At 30.4% G+C, this 24781-nt stretch carries 26 protein-coding genes; 10 read left to right on the top strand and 16 right to left on the bottom strand.

Features of this window, described 5'->3' with window-relative positions; translation table 11 throughout:
• Positions 1-41: 41 nt before the first annotated feature.
• Both BUA92_RS19600 and BUA92_RS19605 read right to left on the bottom strand, forming a co-directional pair.
• On the bottom strand, positions 42-890 hold the full coding sequence (locus tag BUA92_RS19600; RefSeq protein ID WP_073022357.1) for an aldo/keto reductase: 849 nt from the start codon (positions 888-890) through the stop codon (positions 42-44).
• 66 nt (positions 891-956) lie between these two features.
• Positions 957-2096 carry a Gfo/Idh/MocA family protein gene (locus BUA92_RS19605; protein ID WP_073022358.1) on the bottom strand — a complete coding sequence of 380 codons (1140 nt, stop codon included), beginning with the start codon at positions 2094-2096 and terminating at the stop codon, positions 957-959.
• Positions 2097-2399: 303 nt separating this feature from the next.
• On the opposite strand from BUA92_RS19605, the gene BUA92_RS19610 reads away from it, so the two are divergent.
• Positions 2400-2591 (top strand): hypothetical protein, encoded by a 192-nt coding sequence (locus BUA92_RS19610; RefSeq protein ID WP_073022359.1) that lies wholly within the window; start codon positions 2400-2402, stop codon positions 2589-2591.
• A gap of 67 nt (positions 2592-2658) precedes the next feature.
• Here BUA92_RS19610 and BUA92_RS19615 read toward each other — a convergent pair whose 3' ends face one another.
• The 6 genes from BUA92_RS19615 to BUA92_RS19640 form a co-directional block, all read right to left on the bottom strand.
• Positions 2659-4077, bottom strand: coding sequence for a 6-phospho-beta-glucosidase (locus tag BUA92_RS19615; RefSeq protein WP_073022360.1), 1419 nt, complete (start codon positions 4075-4077; stop codon positions 2659-2661).
• Positions 4078-4181: 104 nt separating this feature from the next.
• Positions 4182-4487 (bottom strand): PTS sugar transporter subunit IIA, encoded by a 306-nt coding sequence (locus BUA92_RS19620; protein ID WP_073022361.1) that lies wholly within the window; start codon positions 4485-4487, stop codon positions 4182-4184.
• Positions 4488-4499: 12 nt separating this feature from the next.
• Complete coding sequence (locus BUA92_RS19625) at positions 4500-4811, bottom strand: PTS sugar transporter subunit IIB (RefSeq protein WP_073022362.1); 312 nt, start codon at positions 4809-4811, stop codon at positions 4500-4502.
• Positions 4812-4879: 68 nt separating this feature from the next.
• Entirely contained in the window at positions 4880-6154 is a 1275-nt protein-coding gene (locus tag BUA92_RS19630; protein WP_073022363.1) for a PTS sugar transporter subunit IIC, read from the bottom strand.
• 35 nt (positions 6155-6189) lie between these two features.
• The gene (locus BUA92_RS19635; protein WP_073022364.1) at positions 6190-8880 is read right to left on the bottom strand and encodes a PRD domain-containing protein; all 2691 of its coding nucleotides are present in this window, start codon (positions 8878-8880) and stop codon (positions 6190-6192) included.
• A gap of 393 nt (positions 8881-9273) precedes the next feature.
• Positions 9274-9999, bottom strand: a complete 726-nt coding sequence (locus tag BUA92_RS19640; protein ID WP_073022365.1) for a GntR family transcriptional regulator — start codon at positions 9997-9999, stop codon at positions 9274-9276.
• A gap of 260 nt (positions 10000-10259) precedes the next feature.
• Between BUA92_RS19640 and BUA92_RS19645 the strand changes: the two genes are divergently transcribed.
• From BUA92_RS19645 to BUA92_RS19665, 5 genes are all read left to right on the top strand, one after another.
• A complete protein-coding gene (locus BUA92_RS19645; protein WP_021803318.1) occupies positions 10260-10946 on the top strand; it encodes a triose-phosphate isomerase in 687 nt (228 codons plus the stop codon).
• A gap of 15 nt (positions 10947-10961) precedes the next feature.
• On the top strand, positions 10962-11483 hold the full coding sequence (locus tag BUA92_RS19650; RefSeq protein ID WP_073022366.1) for a YjbQ family protein: 522 nt from the start codon (positions 10962-10964) through the stop codon (positions 11481-11483).
• Between the two features lie 24 nt (positions 11484-11507).
• Positions 11508-12356 carry a class II fructose-bisphosphate aldolase gene (locus BUA92_RS19655; protein ID WP_073022367.1) on the top strand — a complete coding sequence of 283 codons (849 nt, stop codon included), beginning with the start codon at positions 11508-11510 and terminating at the stop codon, positions 12354-12356.
• A 161-nt stretch (positions 12357-12517) separates the two neighbouring features.
• Positions 12518-12745 (top strand): DUF1659 domain-containing protein, encoded by a 228-nt coding sequence (locus BUA92_RS19660; protein ID WP_073022368.1) that lies wholly within the window; start codon positions 12518-12520, stop codon positions 12743-12745.
• Between the two features lie 38 nt (positions 12746-12783).
• Complete coding sequence (locus tag BUA92_RS19665; RefSeq protein WP_073022369.1) at positions 12784-12996, top strand: DUF2922 domain-containing protein; 213 nt, start codon at positions 12784-12786, stop codon at positions 12994-12996.
• A 48-nt stretch (positions 12997-13044) separates the two neighbouring features.
• Here BUA92_RS19665 and BUA92_RS19670 read toward each other — a convergent pair whose 3' ends face one another.
• Both BUA92_RS19670 and BUA92_RS19675 read right to left on the bottom strand, forming a co-directional pair.
• On the bottom strand, positions 13045-13992 hold the full coding sequence (locus tag BUA92_RS19670) for a sugar kinase (RefSeq protein WP_073022370.1): 948 nt from the start codon (positions 13990-13992) through the stop codon (positions 13045-13047).
• 14 nt (positions 13993-14006) lie between these two features.
• A complete protein-coding gene (locus BUA92_RS19675; RefSeq protein WP_073022371.1) occupies positions 14007-14654 on the bottom strand; it encodes a bifunctional 4-hydroxy-2-oxoglutarate aldolase/2-dehydro-3-deoxy-phosphogluconate aldolase in 648 nt (215 codons plus the stop codon).
• Positions 14655-14806: 152 nt separating this feature from the next.
• Here BUA92_RS19675 and BUA92_RS19680 point away from each other — a divergent pair, with 152 nt between their 5' ends.
• Entirely contained in the window at positions 14807-16039 is a 1233-nt protein-coding gene (locus BUA92_RS19680; RefSeq protein WP_073022372.1) for a helix-turn-helix domain-containing protein, read from the top strand.
• A gap of 31 nt (positions 16040-16070) precedes the next feature.
• On the opposite strand, the gene BUA92_RS19685 is transcribed toward BUA92_RS19680, so the two are convergent.
• The gene (locus BUA92_RS19685; protein WP_073022373.1) at positions 16071-16934 is read right to left on the bottom strand and encodes an AraC family transcriptional regulator; all 864 of its coding nucleotides are present in this window, start codon (positions 16932-16934) and stop codon (positions 16071-16073) included.
• 132 nt (positions 16935-17066) lie between these two features.
• On the opposite strand from BUA92_RS19685, the gene uxaC reads away from it, so the two are divergent.
• From uxaC to BUA92_RS19700, 3 genes are read left to right on the top strand one after another with little or no spacing between them, the layout of a single operon-like run.
• Complete coding sequence (gene uxaC, locus BUA92_RS19690; RefSeq protein WP_073022374.1) at positions 17067-18458, top strand: glucuronate isomerase; 1392 nt, start codon at positions 17067-17069, stop codon at positions 18456-18458.
• Between the two features lie 13 nt (positions 18459-18471).
• A complete protein-coding gene (gene uxuA, locus BUA92_RS19695; protein WP_073022375.1) occupies positions 18472-19527 on the top strand; it encodes a mannonate dehydratase in 1056 nt (351 codons plus the stop codon).
• A gap of 1 nt (position 19528) precedes the next feature.
• On the top strand, positions 19529-20386 hold the full coding sequence (locus BUA92_RS19700) for an SDR family oxidoreductase (RefSeq protein ID WP_073022376.1): 858 nt from the start codon (positions 19529-19531) through the stop codon (positions 20384-20386).
• A gap of 125 nt (positions 20387-20511) precedes the next feature.
• On the opposite strand, the gene BUA92_RS19705 is transcribed toward BUA92_RS19700, so the two are convergent.
• From BUA92_RS19705 to BUA92_RS19725, 5 genes are all read right to left on the bottom strand, one after another.
• Entirely contained in the window at positions 20512-20820 is a 309-nt protein-coding gene (locus BUA92_RS19705) for an MGMT family protein (RefSeq protein WP_073022377.1), read from the bottom strand.
• Between the two features lie 53 nt (positions 20821-20873).
• Positions 20874-21125, bottom strand: coding sequence for a kinase to dihydroxyacetone kinase (locus tag BUA92_RS19710; RefSeq protein ID WP_073022378.1), 252 nt, complete (start codon positions 21123-21125; stop codon positions 20874-20876).
• 67 nt (positions 21126-21192) lie between these two features.
• Positions 21193-21915 (bottom strand): AAA family ATPase, encoded by a 723-nt coding sequence (locus tag BUA92_RS19715; RefSeq protein WP_073022379.1) that lies wholly within the window; start codon positions 21913-21915, stop codon positions 21193-21195.
• A gap of 44 nt (positions 21916-21959) precedes the next feature.
• On the bottom strand, positions 21960-22244 hold the full coding sequence (locus BUA92_RS19720; protein ID WP_073022380.1) for a hypothetical protein: 285 nt from the start codon (positions 22242-22244) through the stop codon (positions 21960-21962).
• A gap of 247 nt (positions 22245-22491) precedes the next feature.
• Entirely contained in the window at positions 22492-24753 is a 2262-nt protein-coding gene (locus tag BUA92_RS19725; protein WP_242950210.1) for a glycoside hydrolase family 2 protein, read from the bottom strand.
• Between the last annotated feature and the right edge of the window lie 28 nt (positions 24754-24781).

Below are 24781 nucleotides of genomic sequence, written 5' to 3' on the forward strand. Positions count from 1 at the left end.
AATTAATTCTGAGCTCTTTCTCTATATATTCTTTTTATTTTTTAAAACTTAACATCATCAGGATTCATTCCTGATCCACCGCAATACTCCATAGAGTTAATTAAAGACATATCTTCATTAGAAATAACAAAATCAAATATTTCGCTATTTTCCTTTATACGAGAAGGTGTAACTGACTTTGGTAAAGGAAGTACTTTATTTTGAAGACACCAACGTATACAAAGTTGTGCTACAGATTTATTATATTTTGCTGCAATCTCTTTAAGTGTTTCATTTGATAACATTCTTCCTGTCCCAAGTGGGCTCCATGCTTCCACTAACATGTTGTGTTTTTTGCAATAATCCACAGTCTCATTTTGCATTTGACCTGGATGGAATTCTATCTGATTAACCATTGGTGGAATTTCAGTTTTCATAAGTGACTTTAAGTGATGTGGTAAAAAGTTTGATACACCTATTGAACGAATTTTTCCTTCTTTATAAAGCTTTGTCATTGCACGCCATGTTTCTAGATTGATTTCATCCCAATTTGAAAACTGTTTTGCATTTGCAGGCCAATGAATTAAGTATAAATCAAGATAGTCTAATCCTAAATCATCTAATGTTTTATTAAATGCAGCTATGGTTTTCTCATAACCACGATCTTTATTCCATACTTTACTCGTAACAAAAAGCTCTTCACGTGATACCTTACTTTCAGAAATTCCTGTACCAACACTTTTTTCATTACCATAAACAGCTGCTGTATCAATATGTTTGTATCCAAAGCTAAGAGCTGCTTTTACAGAACTAACTGCTGTAGCTCCATCTGGTGTCTGCCATGTTCCAAATCCAACACATGGAATTTTATATCCATTACTAAGTATAAAATCATCGTTCATTTTATTCATTTATATCAGCCTCCAACTTTACTATAAATTCTTATAATAATAGTTTATCACAATAAAAGATCTTTATTATATAATTAAAGCACTCTCTTGATTTCTACCAAAATAATTATCTAAATATCCTTCTGGCAATGCAGGTAATAACTCAAACTCAGTTTCCATGGTCTGTACCTGTCCAGTTTCGGTACATTTAACAATACCATTTAAAATTTCTACCGCATGACATCCCATATCAATATTTGCACGATGTGGTCTATCTTTTCTCATAGCCCATGCCATTTCTGCAACTCCAAGACCTCTTGAATTCTCACCATATCCATAACAATTAGGTATTTCAACGGATTCTTTCATTCCTTTTTTCTGTAATAATACCTTTCCTCCGAATTTATCAGGGTCTGGAATATTTAGAATTCCCTCCGTACCATAAATAGTTAACACTGGTACTTGTGGCCATATGGTATTTGACGTGAAGTTCATTGTTCCATATACTCCGCTTTTAAACTTCATATTTGATATCATTACGTTTTCACTTTCAACCATAAAAGTTTCGCCATAACGAGGTAATGATGGATTCTCTACAGTATGTTCTGGATTTGTATTGCAAGCAAATCCACTAACCTTTTCAACAGGTCCTAAAATACTAAGTAATGCTGTAATATAATAAATACCAACATTAAAACCTATGCCTCCCCCCTTTGTCGTATGAAATGCTCCTGGATAATATAAAAATTCCATATCACGATTTACTGCTGCATGGCATGAAACAACCTTGCCTATCCCACCACTATCAATGACCTTACGAGCTGTCTGTATAGCTGCACCAAGAAATGTATCAGGTGCACACCCAATTCTTAAGTTTTGCTTATTCGCAATCTCCTTAAGTTCAAGAGCATCTTTTAAATCTGGAGTTATAACTTTTTCAGTATATACATTTTTTCCAGCTTCTAAGGATTTCTTTATTACTTCATAATGAGCTGTCACAGGAGTTAGGTTTACAACCAACTCAATTTCAGGATCATTTAAAATATCATTAATAGACATAGCTTTTATTCCAAATTCCCTTGCTTTTTCCTCAGCCCTTTGAAGACTTAAGGCTCCACACCCAATTACATCTAGGATTTCAAACCTATTAATCATATTGTCTAAATATATACAACTTATTTTCCCACAACCTATAACAGCAGTTTTAACTTTTTGAAATTGTTTCATTCTTCTCCTCCTCCATTTTCTTTCTTACTTATCTATCAGCAACCACTATGCCAAGATTTAGGCCACTTATAAAGTTCTATATTCTTAATTTAACTTATGTATTTTCCCTATTTCGGTGTAATAAAAAAAGCCCTCAAAAAGTATTTATGTGCTTTACTTCTTGAAGGCTTTTCAAAGCACATAGGTGATGCGCTTTGCTTAACTTAATTTATCCTTTATTTTCAAAATACGTAAATATTTCTTATCTTACTTTGTTACAATTAAACTAATTAGGTTTATTTAAAAAGAGAGGGGTTTCAGACTTTGAGAGATAATGGTGAAAGTTATTTAAAAAGGCATTTATTATATATTCCAGTAATAGCAGTGATTCTAATAGCATTTAATGTTTTTGATATAAGTAGATACTATCAAAATATAATCATTTATGTGCTATTAGCTTTATCTGTTATTGTAGATATTATATATGAAATAAAAAATAAAGAAGTTAATTTGTAAAAATAAGAGCTAGGAAATTTACATTCCTAACTCTTATTTTTATCTATACTTTTTTGAAAGTTTTACTTTATAAGTTTTCTCCATTACTTTTTATTACTTCTTTATACCAGTAGAAACTTTTCTTTTTACTTCTTGCAAGTGTTCCGTTTCCATCATTATCTTTATCTACATAAATAAATCCATAACGCTTTTTCATTTCTCCAGTTCCAGCACTTATTAGATCTATACATCCCCAAGGTGTATAACCCATAAGTTCAACTCCATCAAGTACTATTGCATCTTTCATTGCTTTTATATGATGTTTTAGATATTCAATTCTATAGTCATCATTTATTGAACCATCCTCGTTAACTACATCAACAGCTCCTAGACCATTTTCAACTACAAAAAGTGGAACTTGATATCGATCATATAAATTGTTTAAAGATATTCTTAAACCAGTAGAATCTACTTGCCATCCCCAATCAGATGCTTTTAAATATGGATTTTTTACTCCACCAACCATATTTCCACCAGTACTTGCTACCTTGCTATTATCAGAAGTGGCAACCAAAGACATGTAATAACTAAAACCTATATAATCTACCTTTCCATTTAATAACGTTTCTTCATCTTTTTCATCCATTACTATATTAATATCGTTTCGTTCAAAATATCTCTTTATAAAGTTAGGATAATAACCCCTCACATGTACATCAGTAAAGAAATAATTTTTATTCATAGATTCATTTGCTATTAAAACATCCATTGGATTACATGTTTCAGCATAAGTTAAAGGATAGAGGAGCATACAACCTATTTTAAAATCTGGATTAATAGAGTGTCCTAATGCTACAGCTTTAGCACTAGCAACTAACTGGTGATGAGCGGCTTGATAAACAACCTGCTCTTTTCGCTCTCCTTCTTTTAACTTAATACCAGCCGAGATAAAAGATTGATATGCAATTACATTTATTTCATTAAAAGTCATCCAATACTTAACCTTATTTTTATATCTATTAAAAATAGTATTACAAAAATTTATGTAAAAATGTATAAGCTTTCTATTTCTCCATGCACCATATTTTTCAACTAAGTTATAGGGCATCTCATAATGAGAGATTGTTACTACTGGTTCAATTCCATACTTTAAACATTCATCAAACACATTATCATAAAACTTCAAACCTTCTTCATTTGCCTCGTCTTCATCTCCATTTGGGAAAATTCTAGTCCATGCTATTGATAAACGAAAGCATTTAAACCCCATTTCTGCTAATAACTTTATGTCACTTTTATAATTATTATAGAAATCTATTGCTTCATGAGATGGATAGTATATACCATCAATAACTCCATCAGTGTATTCTCTTCGTTTATTCACAGAACCGGCAGTAGCAACATCAGCTGTACTTACTCCTTTACCGCAAACATTCCATGCCCCCTCAAGTTGATTTGCAGCTACGGCACCTCCCCATAAAAAATTATCTGGAAATTTATCTACCATTGTTTTCTCTCCTTTGTTTTAAAAATCCTCCTTTATTCTACTAGCTATGTAATCTTATAACTAATTTATAAAGGAGGATGGATCTATTAATTTACATAGTTAAATTATTTGTTTCTATATAGTTCTATTAATTCCTTTGATACAATTCCTAAAGTTTCTGCGCTCATCATCTGATCCTCAGCGTGAATTAATAACAAACTTATATCTGTTTTTCTTCCTTCAGCCTCATCCCTAACTAATGATGCATGAACAGCATGTCCTTTACGTAACATTTCATTTCCTTCTGTTATAAGTTCATCTGCTTTTGATAGATAGCCGTTTCGTGCCTCTTTAATAGCTTCTACATAACAAGATCTTGCAGTTCCTACTGAAGATATTATCTCAAAACAAATCATCTCTACTTTATCCATGTATGTTGCCTCCTAATTTTTTGCGTCTCCTAATTTATCTAATGCTATGTTTAAAACTTTTTCTCCATTCATTGTTCCGTAATCCATAATATCAATAACAAATACAGGCTTAGTTGATACTTCTGCTTGAATTTCCCCTAAGGCATATCTGATTTGAGGTCCTAATAAAATAATATCAGCCTTTTCCTTATGTTTATCTATATCCTGCATTTGAATCGCCCATATTTCTGTTTCTATTCCCTTCTCAATAGCTGCTGCTTTCATTTTTTTCACTAATATACTTGTAGACATACCACCTGAGCAGCATAATAAAATATTTACCATTTTGTTTCCTCCTATCAATTTGCAATTATTATTTTAACTAAAGTAATATTTAAACTTTATTTACTTGCTTATTTTGCTTGCTCTTCTTTTAATGCTTGTCTATCTGCGTATTTGAAGAATGGATAGTATATTATTGCAGTTGCAATTATAGCAGCAGTTATACAAATAGCTGCTAACATACCTGTTTGCAATAAATGTACTATAGGCGCAGGCATTGTCCAAGGTAACTTAACAGTAGGATTAAATTTATTGTAGAACCCAAGATTAACAAATAATAATCCAAGGCCTCCAGTTACTATAGGAGAAAGTGTCATTGGTAACATAAATACAGGATTATATATTATAGGAGCTCCAAATATAATAGGCTCATTTATGTTAAATATATTAGGTATTATTGCAAGTTTTCCTAAGGTTTTAAAACGTTCCGATTTTGCAAATAGTACCATATCAAAGGCTAATCCTAATGTACCACCTGTACCTCCAACCATTATATAAACATATGTTACTTGGAATGCTAAGTAAGGTAATATAGTTCCTGCTTGGAAGGCATTAACATTACTTGTGATTGCGGTCATAAATACTGGCATAAGTACACTTGTTAATGAACTTGGATGTATACCGAAACACCATAATAAGCTACATAGTGCATAAATAATTATTATAGAAACTGGTGATGTCCCCATTGCCATTATTGGCTTAGCAATAGTAGAATTGATAAAATCAAACACATTTCCATATTCAGTATAGCCAAAAACTATTCTAACTGCTAATACGACTACAAAAATAATCATTGCTATAAAGGTTGGACTTAAAGATTTTGATACCATTTCTGGTACACTTTCTGGTAATTTTATATTTAAGCCTTTTCTATTTAGATAGATATAAATTTGGGATATTAGTATAGCGCAAAGCATTGAAACAAATACTCCTGATCCGCCTAAATAGGACTTTTGTAAAACATTTATTGATGTTCCTTCTGCAACTTTATATACTTGAGGCATTAATATGATAAAAGAACCTAGTGATAGTACTCCTGCTGTAACACCATCTTCTTTTTTTAATGTTGCATAATTATATGCAATTATGAATGCTAAAAATAATGCAATAATATCTGTTGTTCCGCCTATTACTGCAGTCATATGAGTTTTTATACCACTTGAAGCTAACCAATTAGTCCATGCAGTCACTGGGAAGTTAGCTGCTATAGCAACTAAGCTAGTACCAAGGGTAAGTGGCATTGTATACATCATACCAGCAGTAAGGGATTTAATTACCTTATTTGAACTTATCTTCCCCATTAATGGGGTAATATTTTTTTCAACTGAATTAGCGAAATTTGACATTTAAAAATTCCTCCTATTTTGCCTTTCATTTTTACTTATCTTCTAAAGGATTTGTTTATTATTGAAATCATATTTGCAATTTCATTGTTATCAAATACAACTTGAAATTCTGATTCCAATATCTCAAAGCTTTTCTTAAAAGCTTTATAGAGTATTATATTTTCACTAATTATTTCATCTGCATATATATTTATTGGAATATCACTATGCTTTTTAATATGCTCAATGCAACATGCAACATGAATCATTAGTGAAACCTGTTGATCTTTAGTTAAAATACAATTGCTAGCTTTAATAAAATTATTAATTGCTATTGGAAGATACCTTCTCAGAATTTCCATATTGACCATTTCTAGCTCTTCACTTAAGTGATTGAAGATAACGTTTAAATCATCATTTAAAGTTTCACTATCTGTTGTTATATTGGAATTCAATTGTAAAGTAACCTTAAGCTCTTTTGCCTTATTTTGAAAAATATCTGTAATTGGTATATATTTTATTCCAAAAAGTCTTGGATCGTAGCTCCCAACTACACAAAGAATATTGTGTTTTTCTTTAATTTTATTTACTTCCTCAATTAAAAATTTCTCATTAGATATTGCTAATGGAATAATCTCTACATCTTTAAGTTCAACATGTTTTTCAATAAACTTCTTGGTTTGTATTGCTGCACCCTCTCCACTCATGCAAAGAGTTAGTATTATATCAGTACTATTAACTTTGTAATAAGTATTTTTCTGTACATACATCATATTCTCATAAGTTTCTATCATATCTTCATAAATTTCATTAAGATTTAAGTCAAGCATAACTTTTCTACTACAATCTAAAGCTAATAAAGTTAATGGGAGCTGCATGCTTTTAATCTCGATTCCAGTTTCGGTTGAAATCATATCAAACATAGCTTTAAAGGATCCCATATCATATATGACAAAAATACCTTTTCCTTTATGAATTTTTAAAATAAGCATTTTTAATTCTTCATAAGCAACAGTAGTACTTGTATCTAAAGGCATATCATAAGCATATGCTGGATACCCACTCATGAAGTTTACAACATCAACAATAGAATGCGCAGCTGAGTTTCCATGAAGAGCTATTAATAATACAGGATGCTTTTTATCTTCATCAACTAGGTTTTCTTTTGCAAGAAACATAGTAATAAATATTACCTCATCTATTGGCAAGGATATTTTAAACTCTTTTTCTATGAGACTAACAAATTTAACACAGTAAGCGTATTCATCTTGATTATATTTAATAATCTCCATAATTTGTTCGTTGCTTAATCTTTGTGATTTGTTTTGTCTACTTAGTGTAGAATTAAGATGTAAGCATAAACCGTAAAACACTGAAACGGGATATACTCTATTAAATTTAATTGTTGCTTCCTCTAAAAAATTACTTACCAAATTAATAATTTTACTGTTCACTATTTGAGCTAATTGAGCTTTATCAATTATTTGTTCACTCAATCGTCTACTGTACTGTTTAAACTCATTTTCTATATTAATACTTAAAATAGTATTAATATCATGTTTTTCAATACCCCTAGCACTTAGCTCATTAAATTTTGCATCAATCCAGTCATACATAGTTTGTTTTTTAGAGTTTTTATCTTGATTTATTGCTATAATAGTAGCTTGTTCTTTAGAAAAAGCATAATTATAATTCTCAGATATTAGTTCCTTAACTTCCAATCTGTGATTTTTTAAGTTTAAATAACCTGTTCTAATATAATATTCAAAGTCTGACATATGAACTAAAATATCATTATTATCAGTATGAAACTCCCTTACATATGCATTGGCACAGCCTAATTGAATATCTTTCTTTAATTGCTTTATGTTTCTTTCACAATGATATAATAATAACCCAATCATAACTTCTGGGTTTATCTGTATAGTTTTATTGCTCTTTTCAGCTTCTATAGTAAAGAAATGTTTTACTAAATCGAATCTCTCTTTTAATGTCCTTTGATTTAATGATGGTAGCTCAATTTTTATAGAAATATATTTTGAATAATTTTTTATAAAGCTTTTATTTGACTTATCATTCATGGAACAGATTATAATTCCATTAAAATTTCTTTTAACTCCATTTATTTCTATTGAGTTATTTTCAATTAATTGTATTAAATAATTTCTTGCATCTACTGGAAGTAGTTCTATGTTATCAATGAAGAGAACTCCTCCTTGAGCTTTAGCTAATACAGAATTGTTATCATCACCAAACAGGTCATTAACTATAAGAGCTGAATTTTCACTGTAATTATCACAATTAAATTTTACAAATGATGCAGTTTCTTTAATTATCTTGTTTTCCTTTGCAAAATCATACATGATATTAGCAAAGAAGCTTTTACCAGACCCTTCTGGACCTAAAATTAATGAATGCAAACTTTGTTGAGGATATAAAATTGCAGCTTTGGCCAATTGAACCGCATTTTTTAAACTTCCATCACAACCTATTAGCTTATTAAAACAAGATTGTTCTCCGCTTATGGTTAATACATCTTGTTTGAGTTTGTATAAAACTGGTCGACCATTTATTTTTTCTATACTTCCTTCTTTAACTAAGCTATTTAAGATACTGCTTATGTTTGTTCTTTGCATTCCTAATCTATTTGACAAGTATTGTGTAGTAACTCCTTTATTATCTTCTGTTGGTACGGAGCTTGTACATTTTTTTATAAAATCATAAACTAATTCTTTATTAGATTTCATTAAAACACCCCCCTAAAGAAGTTATACACTACATACTGTGATTTAACAATAAAATATTTTATTTGTTTTGTCAATATACCTGTAAACCTAGTATTTATGCACTCTCATGGTGTTTTTATACTCTGTCGCAAAGAGTATAATGAATTATGTCTCTATACACTTATACACTAAATTTACTGTCTAAAATATTCTTATGTTTTTCTTTGTGTATAAATATATATCAAAATATTTAGACACAAGTTAAGACAAATGTTATACACAAAAAAAATTAATTTTATTTCATATTTACATATAAAGTCTAGTTCAACAGTTGATATTCTCTTTGCATAATCTATCTAAAATTAAGAGGTTCAAAGAAACTTATTAAGTAAGTTTCTTTGAACCTCCTGTATTCTATTCTTTTTTAGATATTATTCTAAATGTACTTTTATAAGCATCTGATTTAGAAGTTGCATATTGAATGATATTCCCATCTTTATCGTAGGTTGTAATACGGGTAATAGATATAGGATCATTCTCTTTTAGATTAAGATATGTAGCTTCTTGAATATCAGCTTTTCTTATCTCTATATTTTTTTCCTCTTTATATGGAGTTACATTATGCTCCTCAAGTGTTCTAAAAAGATTATGTTCTGTAAAATCAATATCAATTAATTTAGGACATATTTTTAATGGAATATAATCATCTGCTAGAGAATACAAATCATCATTAACATACCTAACTCTCTTTAAGTGAAATACCAAATCAGTTTCTAAAATATTTAGATAAGATGCTACATTGGATTTTGGGAATTCAACAGCTTGTTTAAGTACACGATTTTTAGTAAATTTCCCTGCTGAGCTTAAAATACTAGATAATCCAAGTCCATTATTATTAGAATCTGAATAATCTATTGGAACTTTATTTCCTATGTAAAAGGTTCCTTTTCCTTGAATTCTTACAATTATATTTTCATCCTCTAATTTTTCTAATGCTTTTCTAATGGTTGGTCTACTTACATTAAACATATTAGATAAATCGCGTTCACCTGGTAATGGTGAATAATATTCGAATTTAGAAAAATAGGCTATCATTTCATCCTGAATCTCCAAATGTAATGGAGTACCTGTTCTCTTCATTCAAAATCAGCCCCTTTCTATTAATTAAAATCATCTATTTTAAAATTTATTTTCACTTAATAATAATATATTTAAGAAAAATCATCAAGTAAAAGACCCCTCTTGTTTACCAGTGGTAATAATTATACTCCACTTATCAATTTATCTCAAGTCCTAAAATTTATAATATTTTCTATTTTAATATTGATGACCATTTTTACCTATGGTACAATTATTTTACCAGTGGTAAAGAAATAAATTAAAGGAGGGTCTATTAATTTATGAAAATAAGAACACCATTTTTAGTTGTAAATCCAAAATCCTATCTATATGGAAAACGATCTCTAGATTTAGCACTAGCTGCTGACAAAATAGCTAAAGAAACAGGTATAGAAATGTTCTTTACATGTCCATTTGCAGATATTCGTTACATTAGTGAAAATACTACTAACGTAATTGTAACTGCTCAGCATATGGAATCTTTAAAACCAGGTCGTGGAATGGGACATGTTTTGCCAGAATCTTTAAAAGAAGCTGGTGCAAAAGCAGTTTTTTTAAACCACGCTGAAAATCCAATGACTGTAGCAGAATTATCAAAGACAATTGAAAGGGCACGTGAACTTGATATAAAAACTATAGTCTGTGCTGACTCTGTTTCTGAAGCCGTTGCGCTTTCTAAATTTAATCCAGACATAATCTTAGCTGAACCTACAGAATTAATAGGAACAGGTAAAACAGCAGATAACAGTTATGTAATAGAAACTACAGAAAAGATTAGAGAAATGAGTCCTAATACTTTAGTTATGATAGCTTCAGGGGTTACTACTGCTGAGGATGTTTATAACGTTATTAAGCTTGGTGCTGATGGTACTGGAGGAACAAATGGTATTTTAGGTGCTCCAGATCCTAAAAAGCGTATAGAAGAATGGGCTGAAGCAATGGTTAGAGCAATCAAAGATAAGGAATAAATAGGGGGTTATAATATGAGCATTTATAAAGAACAAATAAGTTTAACATCTCACGGAGAAACACCAAGTTTTTTTGATATTACTCCACAAGTAAGGGAAGCAATAAAGAAAAGTAACATACAAAATGGTATCTGTGTTGTAATTTCTCCCCACACTACCTGTTCAGTATTTTTTGAAGAATTTGTTCATGATTACACTGAAAATGGGGATGAATTTCTTCAAGTAGACTTAAATGATGTACTAAAAAAAATAATTCCAGATAATGTTGCACTTGGGCAATACAATTATCCTGGGGAAGAGCATTATAAAGCTGTTGAATCTTGGCCAGATGCCTCAAGTTATCTACCAAACGGAGATCGTTCTGCACTATTTAACTGCGATGCACATTTAAAGGCAACTCTACTTGGTTCTAGTGAAACTTTTGAAGTTGATAATGGAGCCCTAGGAGTTGGAACTACAGGTTACGTTTATTTCGTAGACTTTGACCGTACAAGATCTCGTACTCGTAAATGTAAAATTATAATAATAGGTGAATAATTGATTTAATATGGAGGGAGAAAAATGTTAGTTAATTCAAAAGAAGTATTATTAGATGCTAAAAAAAATAACTATGGCGTTCCAGCACCTGATTTTTTAGATTTAGATTCTGCTAGAACCTTTGTTGAAGTTGCTGAAGAATACAATAGACCTATTATTCTATCCTTTGCTCAAGCACATCGTAATATAATTTCTCTAGAAGAAGCGGCTATTGTAGGAAAATTTATGGCTGAAAGCGTTAATGTTCCAATAGTTTTACATCTTGATCACGGTGAAGATATTGAATACATTAAAAGTGCAATCGATTTAGGTTTTACCTCTGTGATGATAGATGCATCTATGGATAGTTTCGAGGAAAATGTGCGTAAAACAAAAGAAGTTGTTGAACTTGCACATCCCAAAGGAATAACTGTTGAAGCTGAAATTGGACATGTTGGTCAAGGTGAAATCGTTGGACAAGGTGAAGGACAAAGCGGAACCTCATCCATATATACAACTGTTGAAGAAGCAGTGGCTTTTGTGAAGCAAACTGGTGTAGATTCTTTAGCTGTTTCTATAGGAACATCCCATGGAATATATAAAGGTAACAAGAATCCTGAAATAAATTTTGAAAGACTAAAGGAATTAGCAAAGGCTATAGAAATTCCATTAGTTCTGCATGGTGGCTCAGGAACAGGTGATGATAATCTTCATAGATGTGCAATAGAAGGCATATCTAAAATCAATGTATTCACCGACTTTTTGGTAGGTGCAATGAAGGAGATTGACCAGGTGAAACCAGTAGACTTTATAGCACTAAAAAAAGCTTCAAATGAAGGAATGGCAAAGGTTCTTAGACATTATTTTAATGTATTTTCTAAAGATTATAAATAAACTATATATTTTCAATAAATCCAGTAGATGACTTTTATATCTACTGGATTTATTAATCTTTATTTGATGTATATTTTTACCATTTTAGATATTTTGTGACCTTTTTCTCCTTTCCTGCATATATTGTTTTTATATAGCACTAACGAAAGGAGGTGGTATATATGGCAATAGATAAGCAAAAAACTTCATCTCAACTTACTATTGAAGTTGAAGGTGGAGCTAATGAAGTTGGTAAAACCGTCTATAAAAAGCTTAGATTTTCCGGCTTAAGTGCTGATTGTAGTGTTGATGATCTTTATGAATTAGCTGAAGCTATAAAAGGTCTTTTAGCTAATGATACTAAAGATTTTCTATTAACCGATGTCTTTAAACTAGTTAAGGTTAATTAATTCTATAAACAAAATTTAAGACGGAAGGAGGGTTTTCTGTGAGTAATGTCTTATCTATAAGCTTTATAACTTCTAACGGTTCAAAGGCTTCTTTGTCTATAGCCGATGTTAGAGAAAATGTAACTAAAGAAGAAATAGAACGCTTAATGAATTTAATAATTGAAAAAGGTTATTTTGAAACAAAAAACGGTTCTTTGATAGCAATAAATGCTGCCAAGATCATCAAGAAAGAAGAAAATAAAGTAATATAAAAATTCAGAGTTCAGCATTAATTTTGCTGAACTCTTATTATTTGTTATTTATCTATCTATCCCTTTTTTATTTCCCATAAACGCCATAAGCTGCTCATAATACGGATAACCTTCCATGTCACCTTTTACAAGTGTTGCCATAGCACCAACTGCATTGCCTTGTACCGCGCATTCTCTTAAACTTAGGTTTTTTAATACCCCTGATAGAAATCCTGCTGCAAAACCATCCCCTGCTCCAACTGTATCTTCTGTTGTTACTTGGAACCCTTGTATATATTCCTTCTCAGACTTAGTGGCTACATAACAGCCTTTTTCTCCAAGCTTAACTACTACTGTTTTGCAGCCCATTTCTAAAAACTTTTCTGAGATGTCTTTTTCATTATCTAATCCTAATAACATTTCTCCCTCTTCTATTCCAGGGAATATAATGTCTGCCATCTCTGCAATTTTTAGAAGTACAGGTCTTGCTTCTTCTAAAGTCCATAGTTTCAATCTAATATTAGGATCAAAGGAAATAGTTATTCCGTTCTCTTTTGCAATCTCTAATACCTTAAATACAGTTTCTCTACAGCTTTCAGATAATGCTGGTGTTATTCCTGTAATATGAATTATCTTAGTGTCTTTTATATATTCTACATCTAAATCTTCTATGGATAATCTACTTGCAGCAGAGCCTGCTCTATAATAATAAACATTGGGATTGGTATTATTAACTCTCTCTTTAAAAAGTATTCCAGTACTTGCACCCTTATCAACTTTTAATCTAGATACATCTACTCCTTCTCCACGAACCGTATTTCTAATGTATCTTCCAAACTCATCATCTCCAACTTTTGAAAACCATCCTGCTTCATGTCCTAATCTTGCAAGTGCTATAGCAACATTAGAATCTGCTCCACCTATAGATTTACTAAAACCCTCTACAAATCTTAGTGGACCATTAGCTTGAGGATTAAAAAGTACCATAGTTTCTCCAAAGGTTAATACTTCCTTCATTTTTATACCCCCACCTAAATAGTATTCCTAGCTTCTCTTACTTTTTCCACAAATTCAGCTGCTACTTTTGTGATTTCTTCATAGTTTCCTGTTTTAGCTCCTTTAGTAAGATCTCCACCTGTACCTACTGCTATAGCTCCAGCTTTTATCCACTCTGCTACATTGTCTAAATTTACTCCTCCAGTAGGCATAAAATTAGCTTGTGGCAGCGGTGCTTTGAAAGAACTTATAATGGATGGACCATAAGCATTTCCCGGGAATACTTTTAATATTTCTACACCATATTCTAAAGCTTCTACAATTTCAGTTACTGTCATTATTCCTGGTATAACAGCTACCCCGTATCTATTACACATTTTTAGAGTTTCTATGCTTAGGCATGGACTAACAATAAATTCTGCTCCAGCAAGTATACAAGCCCTTGCTGTTTCAGGATCAAGTACAGTTCCTGCTCCTATAATTACATCTTCCCCTCTATATGTTTCCGATAATTCCTTAATTATATCTACAGCACCAGGCACAGTCATGGTAATTTCAAGTGCCTTAATACCTCCATTTTTAACCGCTTCAATTATTTTAATTGCTTCTCCTTTTGACTCAGCTCTTATAACTGCAACTACCCCTGTATCAACTATGTTTTTTATAATCTCTGAACGTTTCATTAGATTATATCCTCCCTCTTAATCATTAATAATTTAAATTTATAACTTTTAAACAATATTTTCTTTCATTTTTTTGCTATAAAGTATAAAATTATTGCATTAATCATAAAATTCTTATATTCTAAAAATAAGCTTATTTAAGGAGGTTATCTATGAATGTTGGAATTGATAATATAGATGAAGGTATTTATAACATATGCTCTTTAATTCATAACTTAGTTAATATAGATGTGGAGTTTTTTGATAGTTCTCATAACTCTTCTCTTCAATTATTCAAGTTCCAAAAACCCCTTATAATAGAAGACTTAAGATTTTCAAGTATATTAGATATGGAGAATCTTCTTAAGAATAAAAACTCCAATGATTTATTGTACTACACTGATAATTTTAATCTTAATTATTTGTGTTTAGGAATTTTTACTGAACAAAACTATTCTTCTGGAACAATTATTGTAGGCCCTTTTCTCTCAGATATTCCAGATGACTTATTAATATCTAAGATCATTCAATTAAATAATCTTCCTCTTGGATATAGGCAAGAACTTAGAGAATACTACAAAGCCATTACTATATTAGATAGTAAAACTTATAAAAATATAGGCTCTCTTATGGTAAATCTATCGTCAAATCCTCTTATTAATAGCAATATATCCTTTGTTCAAAGCAATAATGGTATTTCAAATATAAAGGACTCCCAAGAGACAGATGATAGAAAGTTTTATTCTGATATAGAATTTAGATATAAATTAGAAAGAGAAATTCAGAATTCAGTAGCTAAAGGTGAAAGTGAAGAAGCACTCAAGCTTATGAACAGCTTTGAGTTTAATCCAACCCACAGAGTTCCTAATAACCCTTTAAGAGCATGGAAAAATTACGGTTTTGTTATTAATACTCTTCTTAGAATAGGTGCAGATAAAGGTGGAGTTTCCCCTATTTATATACACAATATTTCTGATAAGTTCGCTATATTGATAGAAAAAGTAACAAGTAAGGCAGAATTGGATAGTTTATTGAAAGAGATGACTTTACAATATTGTGATCTAGTAAAAAGTTTTTCAATTTCTCAATATAGTCCTGTAGTAGGAAAATGTATTGATTATATAAAAGTAAATTTCTACAACAAGATATCTTTAAAGACTATATCTAATGAAATAGGAATAAGCCCTTCTCACCTTTCAAGAATGTTTAAGAAGGAGACTAACTTTACTATAACTGAATTTATAAATAAAATGAAAATTGAAGAAGCAAAATTTCTAATAAAGCAAAATAAGCTTTCCATTACAGATATTGCTTTAAAGGTAGGTTTTGAAAACCATAATTATTTTTGTTCAGTATTTAAAAAACTAACTTATTATACTCCAAAAGAATATTTACTAAAGGCTTAAAGCTGATTACTCTAAATCAGCTTTAAGCCTTTTACTCTTTATACATGCTTTCATAGAATTGCTTTGGTGTTACTCCATACTCATTTTTAAAAGCTCTAAAAAAATTAGAATAATCCCCAAAACCACATTTTTTATATACCTCTTTTATAGATATATTATTAAGTATAAGTTCCTTTGCCTGAATAAGCTTCTTTTGAACTATATATTTATGAATTGTTGTACCTGTATGTCTCTTAAACTCTCTTGAAAGATGAAACTTACTAAGATAACAATACTCTGCAAGTTCATCTATTGTTATGTCCTCTTCAATATTATTATTTATGTACTCTATTATGCTATCTATTAAATTGCTCTTTTTTATATCTATATCAAGCACAATATCTTTATTAAACAATATGGTATTTATATAAACCATAAGCTCAGTAATATAAGCTGAATATAAAAGTTCATAACCAAAACCTTTATTTTTTTGAACACTTAATATCTTATTTAATACTAATCTGATATTTTTTTGAGTTTCAAAGTCCATTCTTAAAACATTTTTTTTCTTATCACTTTCAAAACAAAGAGTTAGATCTGTTTCTTCACTTGATATTTTCCTTAAAAAAGATCTATTTAACCATAATACAATTCTCTCATAAGCTGCATCCTTGTTATTTATAATTGCCTTGTGAAGTTCCTTTGAATTAATAAGTACTATATCACCAGGTGCTAAATTATATATTCTACCTTCTATATGGTAAGTTACATCTCCAGAAATAAAAAGATAACATTCATAAAAATCATGATGATGAAGGCTCACTCCTGTCATTTCAGTATTTTTATAATGAAATATTTCATAATCAGTAGAAAGCATATACTGTCTATTTGAGTACTGCTGAACCTTATTTCTCATTTAAAACTCCTTTATTATTTGAGCAATTTTTGCATGTTATATAGCAATAATAACATACTTTTTAATTTTTGTTATTGCTATAATCAAATTGTAAAAAAGATTATACTTTCAAACTTAATTGAGGTGATGTTATTGTTAGATAACGATTTTATATTAAACGGCAAGACGGCTCAAAGTATTTATAATAGTGTTGCAAAAAATGCTCCGATTTATGACTACCATTGTCATTTATCTGCTAAAGAAATATATGAAGACAACACATTTAATAATATTTCTAAGATTTTTCTTGGATTTGATCACTATAAGTGGAGAGCAATGAGATATGCTGGAGTTCCTGAAAAGTATGTAACAGGAGATTCAGATGATCTTAGTAAATTTAAAATGTGGGCAAAAACTTGTGAAAGATTAATAGGAAGCCCTTTATATCATTGGACAAATTTAGAGCTTAAAAACTTCTTTGGTGTAACTGAAATTTTAAAAGAAAATAATTCTGAAGAAATTTATAATTATTGCAATAAAAAAATCAAAGATGAAAATCTATCTCCTGTAAAGTTTATAGAAAACTCTAATGTAAAGCTTATATGTACTACTGACGATCCAATTGATGATTTAGAATATCATAAACTATTAGCTGAAAAAAGTGATTTAACTTTTAAAGTACTTCCAACCTTTAGACCAGATAAATCACTAAATTTATTAAATAAAGACTTTGAGGATTATATTGAAAAACTTTCAACTGTAACTTCTATAGATATTAAAACCTACTCAGATTTCTTGAAGGCTATAAAATTAAGAGTTAGCTATTTTAATGAAGCTGGCTGTAAGCTTTCAGACCACTCTCTTGAAAGTTTAGAATACTTCTCCACAGATGAATCTGAAGTAAGCCTAATTTTTAGTAGAAGATTAAAATGTGATTCTATCTCAAAGTCTGAGGCAGAGAAATATAAGTTCTTTACTTTAAAACAACTTGCTAAAGAATATAATGATAAAAACTGGGTAATGCAGCTACATATAGGAGCTCTTAGAAACAATAATGAAGTAATGCAAGGTAAGACAGGTCCTGATTCTGGTTTTGATATTACTAATGATTTTGAAATTGCATCCCATATTTCAAAATTACTTAATGATATTAATAATGAAGCCTCCTTACCAAAAACCATACTTTATACCCTAAACCCAAAAGATAACATAGTTTTATCAACTCTTCCTCAATGTTTTAGTGAAGATGGTGTTCAAGGTAAAGTACAGTTTGGTACAGCTTGGTGGTTAAATGACCATAAAAGAGGTATTACTGATCACTTAACTTCCCTAGGAGAACAAGGAATGTTAGCTTATTCTCTAGGAATGCTTACTGATTCAAGAAGTTTTCTATCCTATGCTAGACATGAATACTTTAGAAGAATTTTATGCAGCTTTATAGGAAACCTTGTAGACTCTGGTGAATTTGAAAATGATGATGAACTTCTTAAAGAAATAGTTGAAGCTATATGCTTTAAAAATATAAAGAAATATTTAGAAATGTAGGAGGAATAAACTTATGAAATTATCATTTAGATGGTACGGAAATGATGATCCTGTAAAAATAGAATATATTAGACAAATCCCAAGCATGCACAGTATTGTAACTGCAATATATGATGTTCCTGTAGGTGAAAAATGGAGTATGGACAGCATATTATCTCTTAAAGAAACAGTTGAAAATGCTGGTTTAAATTTTGATGTAATTGAAAGTGTTCCTGTACATGAAGACATTAAACTTGGCTTATCTACAAGAGATAAATATATAGAAAACTATAAAGAAAACATAAGAAACCTAGGTAAAGCTGGGGTTAAAGTAATATGTTACAACTTTATGCCTGTATTTGACTGGACAAGAACTCAGTTAGATAAGGTATTAGATGATGGTTCAACTGCTTTAGTTTATTATGTTGATCAAATTAAAGACATGGACCCACTTACTGGTGAACTTTCTTTACCAGGTTGGGATTCAAGTTATACTAAAGAAAGTCTTAAAGAAGTATTTGATAAATACTCGAAGATAACTAAAGAGGATTTATGGAACAGTCTTGAATATTTCCTTAAAGAAATAATACCTGTTGCTGAGGAAGCTGGAGTTAAGATGGCAATCCATCCAGATGATCCACCATATGATATTTTTGGTCTTCCAAGAATAATTACAAACGAAGAAAACCTAGATAGGTTCTTAAAACTTGTTGATAGTGAATACAATGGTTTAACTTTCTGTACTGGTTCTCTTGGATCTGGAAGCTTTAATGATGTAGTAAAAATGATAGATAAATATGCTGCTCAAAGACGTATCCACTTCATGCATGTTAGAAATGTTAAGCTTCTTGATGATGGCGGTTTTGAAGAAAGTGCTCATTATTCACCTTGTGGTTCTTTAGACCTTGTTGAAATAATGAAAGCTCTTCATAAACACAATTATGAAGGATACCTTCGCCCAGACCACGGAAGAATGATTTGGGGAGAAACAGGAAGAGCTGGTTATGGATTATATGACCGTGCTTTAGGAGCAATGTACTTAACAGGAATATGGGAAACACTAACTAAAACAGATAAAGGAGAAAAATAAAATGAAACTTCCATTTAATATAGATTTAACTGATAAAGTAGTTGTTATAACAGGTGGCGCTGGAGTTATTGGGGGGTATTGGGTAGATGCTCTTGCAGAATGTGGTGCAAAAGTAGCAATACTTGACCTAAAACTTGAAAATGCTGAAAGAAAAGCAGCTGAAGTTATAGCTAATGGTAAAATAGCTTTAGGTGTTGAGGCAAATGTTTTAAATAAAGAAAGCCTTAAAAAAGCTCATGAGCTTATATTAGAAAAATTCGGACCATGCGACATACTTATAAATGGTGCTGGAGGAAATAATCCAAAGGGAACAACAACAAAAGAATACTTATTCCCAGAAGATTTAGCTGAAGATAACAAGGATTTAATTACTTTCTTTGATTTAGATGAGCAAGGAGTAAGATTTGTATTTGACCTTAACTTCCTTGGAACTTTACTACCATCACAAGAATTTGCAAGAGATATGATAGGTAGAGAAGGTTGCAGTATAATAAATGTTTCTTCAATGAATGCATTTACTCCACTCACAAAGATACCTGCATATTCAGGTGCAAAAGCAGCTATATCAAACTTTACTCAATGGCTTGCAGTACACTTTGCTAAGGTAGGAATAAGAGTAAATGCTATAGCTCCTGGATTCCTTGTAACAGCTCAAAATGCTGCTCTTTTAAAGAATCCTGATGGAAGCCTAACTGAGCGTTCACACAAAATACTAAACAGTACTCCAATGGGAAGATTCGGTGAACCAGAAGAGCTTATAGGAGCATTATTATTCTTAGTAAATGAATCTGCTTCAAGCTTTATAAATGGTGTAGTTCTTCCGATTGACGGCGGATTTTCAGCATATTCTGGTGTTTAATAAGATTTGTAAATATATTAGTAAAGTCCAGCAAAAGCTGGACTTTATATTATATATAAAAGTATTCATTAAAGAAAGACTCATTTCATCACTATTAAAAACACAATTTTTTTCTATATTCTATTCTAATAATCCCAATGATTTTTCTTCATATCAACATGATTTTCATCTTTAAAGGATACACCTTCTTCTAGTAGCAAAAATCGTTGTTCCCGCCATCCCGGTGCCAATCTTCCAGCATGATTTACCACACGATGACATGGATATCTACCATAAAATTCTGCCATACTTAGAACTTTCCCCACAAGTCTTGCATTTTTGTCTCTGCCAATAAGGCTGGCAATTTGTCCATAGGTGGCTACTTTCCCTTCTGGAATTTCCTCTACAACTGAAAGTATTTCATATATTAATTGTTCATTCATAATCTTTTTCATGTATTCTCCAAACTCTTATTTCTAAAGTAAATACATAAATATTTTAAATTTCCTTAACCTTGAAGCCCATTTGATTGTCTTTCCATATTTTCTATAACAACATCATAAATTTCTCCTAAAGATGAGCAATACTCAAGTACTTTCCATGGAATATTTGTGTGAAAGTGAATTTTTATTAATTCTTCATCACCAACTGCAAGTAAAGAATCACCTTCAATATTTTTTGTTATATAATCATTTATTTCATCTTCTGAAAGGTTTTTCCCTTCAATTAATAACTGTGTGTCAAATTTATATTCTATCATAATTAATTTATCTCCTTTTCTATTTTAAGATCTATTATATTATATAAAGCTAAATATTCATACTAATTTACTCAAACAAATAACGTATCATCTTTTCAGGATTCTCTAAAAACTTTCTTGTTATCATGTAATTATCAGTCTTTTTGTAGGTGGTTTTATTAATTCCATTATCATCAATAACAAATATATCTGCATCTGGATACGCCATCAGTATAGGTGAATGAGTAGCTATAATAAACTGAGAATTTTGCTTTACAAGTTCATTAATAACAGTCAGCATAGACATCTGTTTTATTGGGGATAGCGCAGCCTCTGGTTCATCTAAAATATATAACCCATTTCCACCAAACCTGTTAGTCATAAGAGTAATAAAGCTTTCACCATGTGACATTTTATGTAATGAAGTTCCTCCATAGCTATGTATAGCACCTAATTTTTCTATTTCTGTAGCTACATTATAAAAACTTTCTGCTCTTAGAAAAAATCCATCCTTAGGACGCTTCACACTTTTTACTACAGTAATATACTTATATAAATCAGAATGAGTTTCCATTGATGAAAAGTTAAAATTTTTAGTTCCACCTTCTGCATTAAAGCCACTATTAACTGCAATAGCTTCTAGTAACGTTGATTTCCCACTACCATTTTCACCAACAAAAAAAGTTACATTGCTTGATAAAGCTAAACTATTTAAATTACTAACAACAGGTAAATTCTTAATATAGCTCTCTTCTTCATAAATTTCTTTTTTTAAACGGATTTCTTTTATATACATATTATCTTGTATCATAGATGTATCACCTCACTTCTCTCATTTCTTTAGTGAAGAGAATATTAAATTAAATCATCTTTACTTATTTCTATTGATGGGTAGTGACTAAGTTTCGTTAAGTCAGTATTTAATGGCACACTATATACCATATAATAATCATCTAAATCATCTTTATTTTTTAGTAACTCCTGAATCTTTTGTTCTGCTATATCTCTGTCAGTCGTAGCATATACTACAGACACTACTCCAACCTTATTGTTCTCTTTATTATCAATGCTTCCACGCAATATTAATTTCAATGGTTCTTCTCCATTTAACCCTAATTCAATGTAGTCTTGGTAGTCCATGTTATAACCTCCTTGTATTCCTTAGTCTTTATTAATATTCAACGAATATATGACTAATTTAATTGTACCATAATTTACATAGCACAATAATTATTTGTAAACTACTCTGTGGTTATCTCCAAATAAAAAAAGATATAGGATTCAGTAGTAAATTAACTACCTATCCTATATCTCTTATCATATTTCTTACCTTAACTACAAGCATAAGTTCGATTGACTAAATCAAAGATTTAGAATGTCACTTATCTTAATTTTTAGGTATAACATTTAGTTCCTTATTTATAACGCTTAATAATTCCTTTGGTATATTAAATCTAGATCTCTTAGACATACTGTCTATAGTCATTAATCCCCTCATTGCACTCATTTGACTGCTTTCTGCAATGTCTCCAAAGTATTTCTTAAATACTGCTTTTGCTTCTTCGTTTTTATATAATTCATCAAGTGTGTCAAAAGTTGAATAGTATCCTTCTTTAAGTGTCACTTCTTGAACATCTGTTAAGTCAAATTTTTGGAACCAGTTAGTTACATGAGTTGTTGTTTCTGGCTTTTTAAGAACATAACTTTCATCTTCTTCTTCAGTTCTGTTTAATGTTATTTCATCAGTATAAGTGTTTTTATTATTATCAATAGCTTCAACTTTTACTATATTTTCCCCTAATTCTAATTTTACGTTAGAGAATTTCTTCATTGGCTCTTTATCATTTAGTTCAGCTATAAATTTTTCATTTACATAAAGCTTAATATTCTCTACATTTGATAATACTACTATATCATTCAATTCTTCATGTCTATTTACAAATCTGCTTCCTGCTAGTTTTACAAATAACTCTTTTGACCAGTAAGCCTTACATAAATAGAATGCATCCTTTTTAATTTTTCTATCTATAGTTACTAATCCTTTTTGATTTCTTCCTTTTTTACCGCCTTCATTTCTAATTTCACTACCAAAATCGAACATAGCCCATACGTAACCACCTAAAATAAACTCTCTTTCATTAAAAGTTTTTAGAGCGTTATTTTGGAATAACAATTGATATTCTTCTGTATAGTCTTTTACTGTTGGATTGTATGAATGAAGATCAGGGTTAGTATCTACCCCATACTCTGTAACCATAACAGGTGTATTAGGTCTTGCATTATGGAATTCATCTAATCTGATTGCTAGATCTTTCATCTCTTTATAATACCATCCATAATATAGATTATATCCAACAAAATCGGTTATATCATTTAATGGACTTTCATTTGCTACAGAGTGGATATTGGCTTGTGCAATAAATCTGCTTGAATCTAACTCTCTAGCTATAGTAGCAAGTTCTTTAACCATTTCATATATCTTTTCATTTTCTATAGCTATTGTTATTTCATTTTGAACTCCCCAACAATATATAGAACTATGATTATATGCTTGTTTTATTAATCTTTCCAACTGATCCTTGGCATTTTTATTTTCTTTATCTGCTGTTGTTGGAACACTTATAAATGGTATCTCTGCCCATGCTAATATTCCTTCTCTATCACAAAGAGTGTAGAAATAATCATCATGTTGATAATGAGAAAGTCTTACGCTGTTTGCTCCCACTTCCTTAATTATTGACATGTCTAATTCCATATGTTCCTTAGTTAAAGCATTACCTATTCCATCAAAATCCTGATGTCTGCTAACACCATTAAGTTTAATAGACTTACCATTTAAGAATACTCCTCTATCTGGAGTTATTTCTACTGTTCTAAAGCCAATCTCTATAACTCTCTCATCATATATTTGCCCGTTATGAACTAAATCTATTTGTACTTTATAAAGGTAAGGATTTTCTATTCCTTGCCAAACAATAACATCATTTATTGTTTCTAATAATTCAAAGTTCTCTTCTTTAGAAACGTTAACGTCAATTACCTTACTATATACAATCTCTTCTTCTTTGTTTATTAATTTAAAATCTACCTTTACATCTTTTGTTTCAGCTAGTTCATTTATTATTTTTCCATTTATCTTTAATTCAAATTTACCTTCACTTAATCCTTTTTGAGTTAAATATATACCATCTCTACTATTATCCATTAGATCAAAGTGAAGACTATCCCTAATTATTAAATTTACATCACGATATAGTCCACCATAAAATGAAAAGTCAGCCATTAGAGGATATACTGCATCATTACGTCTATTATCTACTTTAATTGAAATAGTATTTTCCCCAGCTTTTAAGAAAGGAGTTAAAAACACTCTGTACATAGAAAATCCACAACTGCTTTCTCCAGCAAGTTCACCATTTACATATACCTTAGATACAAGTGATGCTGCACCTATTTCCAAAAAAATAAACTTCTCTAACTCTTCCTCATTTATGTTTAAGCTTTTTTGATAACAACATTCTCCCTTAAACATCCCATTGCCACTTTGTCCATCTATTCCATTAAAACAATGTGGTAATGTAACACTCTCACTTACATTTTTATCTTTAATAAATAACCAGTTGTCATTTATATTTATTGTTTTCAACATGCTTCTCTCCTTTTCCTTCTAAACATAT

The sequence above is a fragment of the Clostridium intestinale DSM 6191 genome (assembly GCF_900130055.1).
GTDB classification, from domain to species: Bacteria; Bacillota; Clostridia; order Clostridiales; family Clostridiaceae; genus Clostridium_T; species Clostridium_T intestinale.

Excerpts from the sequence above, each read along its gene's own strand:
- BUA92_RS19600 (WP_073022357.1), bottom strand. The coding sequence starts at position 890 with ATGAATAAAATGAACGATGATTTTATACTTAGTAATGGATATAAAATT.
- BUA92_RS19605 (WP_073022358.1), bottom strand. The coding sequence starts at position 2,096 with ATGAAACAATTTCAAAAAGTTAAAACTGCTGTTATAGGTTGTGGGAAA.
- BUA92_RS19615 (WP_073022360.1), bottom strand. The coding sequence starts at position 4,077 with ATGGTAGATAAATTTCCAGATAATTTTTTATGGGGAGGTGCCGTAGCT.
- BUA92_RS19620 (WP_073022361.1), bottom strand. The coding sequence starts at position 4,487 with ATGGATAAAGTAGAGATGATTTGTTTTGAGATAATATCTTCAGTAGGA.
- BUA92_RS19625 (WP_073022362.1), bottom strand. The coding sequence starts at position 4,811 with ATGGTAAATATTTTATTATGCTGCTCAGGTGGTATGTCTACAAGTATA.
- BUA92_RS19630 (WP_073022363.1), bottom strand. The coding sequence starts at position 6,154 with ATGTCAAATTTCGCTAATTCAGTTGAAAAAAATATTACCCCATTAATG.
- BUA92_RS19635 (WP_073022364.1), bottom strand. The coding sequence starts at position 8,880 with ATGAAATCTAATAAAGAATTAGTTTATGATTTTATAAAAAAATGTACA.
- BUA92_RS19640 (WP_073022365.1), bottom strand. The coding sequence starts at position 9,999 with ATGAAGAGAACAGGTACTCCATTACATTTGGAGATTCAGGATGAAATG.
- BUA92_RS19645 (WP_021803318.1), top strand. The coding sequence starts at position 10,260 with ATGAAAATAAGAACACCATTTTTAGTTGTAAATCCAAAATCCTATCTA.
- BUA92_RS19650 (WP_073022366.1), top strand. The coding sequence starts at position 10,962 with ATGAGCATTTATAAAGAACAAATAAGTTTAACATCTCACGGAGAAACA.
- BUA92_RS19655 (WP_073022367.1), top strand. The coding sequence starts at position 11,508 with ATGTTAGTTAATTCAAAAGAAGTATTATTAGATGCTAAAAAAAATAAC.
- BUA92_RS19660 (WP_073022368.1), top strand. The coding sequence starts at position 12,518 with ATGGCAATAGATAAGCAAAAAACTTCATCTCAACTTACTATTGAAGTT.
- BUA92_RS19670 (WP_073022370.1), bottom strand. The coding sequence starts at position 13,992 with ATGAAGGAAGTATTAACCTTTGGAGAAACTATGGTACTTTTTAATCCT.
- BUA92_RS19675 (WP_073022371.1), bottom strand. The coding sequence starts at position 14,654 with ATGAAACGTTCAGAGATTATAAAAAACATAGTTGATACAGGGGTAGTT.
- BUA92_RS19680 (WP_073022372.1), top strand. The coding sequence starts at position 14,807 with ATGAATGTTGGAATTGATAATATAGATGAAGGTATTTATAACATATGC.
- BUA92_RS19685 (WP_073022373.1), bottom strand. The coding sequence starts at position 16,934 with ATGAGAAATAAGGTTCAGCAGTACTCAAATAGACAGTATATGCTTTCT.
- uxuA (WP_073022375.1), top strand. The coding sequence starts at position 18,472 with ATGAAATTATCATTTAGATGGTACGGAAATGATGATCCTGTAAAAATA.
- BUA92_RS19700 (WP_073022376.1), top strand. The coding sequence starts at position 19,529 with ATGAAACTTCCATTTAATATAGATTTAACTGATAAAGTAGTTGTTATA.
- BUA92_RS19705 (WP_073022377.1), bottom strand. The coding sequence starts at position 20,820 with ATGAAAAAGATTATGAATGAACAATTAATATATGAAATACTTTCAGTT.
- BUA92_RS19710 (WP_073022378.1), bottom strand. The coding sequence starts at position 21,125 with ATGATAGAATATAAATTTGACACACAGTTATTAATTGAAGGGAAAAAC.
- BUA92_RS19715 (WP_073022379.1), bottom strand. The coding sequence starts at position 21,915 with ATGATACAAGATAATATGTATATAAAAGAAATCCGTTTAAAAAAAGAA.
- BUA92_RS19720 (WP_073022380.1), bottom strand. The coding sequence starts at position 22,244 with ATGGACTACCAAGACTACATTGAATTAGGGTTAAATGGAGAAGAACCA.
- BUA92_RS19725 (WP_242950210.1), bottom strand. The coding sequence starts at position 24,753 with ATGTTGAAAACAATAAATATAAATGACAACTGGTTATTTATTAAAGAT.